The organism is Streptomyces sp. NPDC002265, assembly GCF_040296125.1.
Lineage (GTDB): Bacteria > Actinomycetota > Actinomycetes > Streptomycetales > Streptomycetaceae > Streptomyces.
Genome location: NZ_JBEOWS010000674.1, coordinates 1 through 1726 on the forward strand (window position 1 = coordinate 1; position 1726 = coordinate 1726).

Below are 1726 nucleotides of genomic sequence, written 5' to 3' on the forward strand. Positions count from 1 at the left end.
AACGCCGACGCCGCGACCAGCAAGGCGGCGCCGCCGCGTCGGGCGCGAGGCGGAGGTGAGCCGCCGCATCCGCCGGGGCTCCCGGGTGCTCCGGGCGCGCGGCCGGGCGGTACGCCGCCTCCCGCGCCGGCCGGTCCGGGTGCGGGCGGTTATGTGCCCACGCAGCTGGTGTCGGCGCTCGGGCCCGACGGACCCCAGGGGCCCGGGGTGCCGCAGCCTCCGGGGCCTCCTGGGGCGCCGGCCGCCCCGAACCCGCCCGGCGCGCCGGGCGTGCCCGGTGGTACGCCTCCGGGCGGTGGCGGGGCTCCTCACGCCGCGACGATGCTGGCCGATCCCGGCCGGCCGGGCGCGGGTGTTCCGGGCGCGCCGCAGCCTCCGGGTGTGCCCGGTGCGCCGTTCGCGCCGAACCCGCCGGGTGCTCCCGGCGGTCCGGCCTCCGCCGGGGGGCCGCAGGGTGCGGTGCACCATGCGGAGACCGTGCTGGCGGCGCCCCCGGTGGGTGCCCCCGCCGCGTACCCGCCGCCGCCTGCCCCCGGTGTGCCCGGCGCGCCCGCGGGGGTTCCGCAGCCGATGCCGCCCGGCCCGGTCCCGCCGGGCGCCGTGCCGCCCGGTGCGGTGCCGTCGGGTCCGCCGGTGCCGCCGCCCGGCGCCCAGCCGACGGTCGGTCCCGGCTATCAGGCCGTGTTGCGCTACCGCGCGCACGACGGTTCCGAGCAGCAGCTGATCCGGCGTTCGGCGCCGGGCACCCCGCACCCGGAGTGGCAGATCTTCCACGAGCTGCGCGGTATGAACGTGCCGCCGGGGCAGGTGCTGGAGCTGCACACCGAGCTGGAGTCGTGCGAGCTGCCGGGTGCGTACTGCGCGCGGATGATCCGGGAGCAGTGGCCGCAGGCGAGGATCGCGAGCATCGCGCCGTACGGCACGGATCATGCGAGCCGGCAGCAGGGCATGCAGCAACTGCTGGCGCATCAGGGAGAGTTGCACCAGGTCGCGGACGGTCCGGCGCGTCCGGCGCCGGTGCGGGCGCCGTTGCCGCCGGTGCAGCCCACGCCGCCGATCGCGCCGGAGGGCATCGCGCAGGAGCTGGCGGCGGCGTTCGGGCCGGGCGTGTTCCGGTTCGAGCAGGCCGCGGTGTCCCGGCAGGGTGTGCCGCCGGTCGTGGCGCACACGCTGGTGGTGGCGGGTCTGCCTGCGGACATGGGCCCGTTCTTCTGGGCGCAGGCCCAGCCGGGACGGCCGGTGCCGACCCTGGCGGAGCTGGCGCAGGAGCGCGGGGTGCGGCCGGCGCCCGACGCGGGCTCGTACCTGGTGATGGGCAGCGACTTCGGCAAGGCGATCTGTGTGCAGTACGGCACGGCGAACATCGTCGCGGTGCCGGTGGAGGCGGGGCCGGGCGGCGCGTCGGTGCCGCCGCAGTTCGTCAACACCGGGCTGCCGGAGTTCGCGCGCTGTCTGGCGCTGCTCGGCCGGATGTGGCGGCTGCGTTTCGGTCTGAACCAGGAACAGGCGGGCCGCTGGACGGTCGACTTCCAGAGCCAGCTGGCCTCGCTGGACCCGGCGGCGCTGGGTTCGCCGGAGAGCTGGTGGTCGGTGCTGCTGGAGCAGATGTGGGACGGGCTGCTCTGACGGGGGCGGACGTCGGCTGAAGCGTGGCAGGGGGTGGGGCCCGGGGGGGGGCCCGGGGCCCCCCCCATTTTTCGTGGCGGTTTATTGGGGCCGCGGCGGC

The 1726-nt window shown here is 77.8% G+C and carries 1 protein-coding gene; it reads left to right on the top strand.

The annotated features are described in order from the left end of the window. On the top strand, nucleotides 1–1626 hold a 1626-nt coding region (locus ABT085_RS46175), incomplete at its 5' end, for an SUKH-4 family immunity protein (protein ID WP_351623193.1). Between the last annotated feature and the right edge of the window lie 100 nt (nucleotides 1627–1726).